The organism is Paraburkholderia sp. SIMBA_030 (assembly GCF_046535245.1).
Taxonomy (GTDB): Bacteria; Pseudomonadota; Gammaproteobacteria; order Burkholderiales; family Burkholderiaceae; genus Paraburkholderia.
The window spans coordinates 1-380 of sequence record NZ_JAWRXB010000134.1; the positions used below are offsets into that span (position 1 = coordinate 1).

The following is a 380-nucleotide window of genomic DNA, read 5'->3' on the forward strand; positions in this document are numbered from 1 at the left end:
CGGTTTCGTGCTTGCAGCCGCTGTCGCCGGAGGGATGAGCACCCTTCTGGCACCTGAACAGATGGCCGCATGGGGCTGGCGGATCCCGTTCCTCCTCGCCATTCCCCTAGCCATCATCTGCTTCATCGTGCGATCCCGCATCGAGGACTCTCCCGAATTCGAAGAGCTCGTCGCAACCCACCGCGTTGTGAAGACCCCGCTACGCGAAGTTCTGCGCACCGACTTCATCGGGGTCCTGCGCGTTGCCGCGCTGGCCATCGCCCTCACCGCCGGTGGCTATATCGGGATCACCTACATGAACGTATACCTTACCGGGCAACTGGGATACGCCCGTCGACCGTTCTGTGGCTGCTCGTCGGGGTGATCGTGGTCGCTGTCGT

At 62.9% G+C, this 380-nt stretch carries 1 pseudogene; it reads left to right on the forward strand.

Annotation, left to right across the window (positions count from 1 at the left end):
* Positions 1-364 (forward strand): annotated as a pseudogene (locus SB772_RS39345) (MFS transporter); the annotation flags it as partial.
* Positions 365-380: the final 16 nt, after the last annotated feature.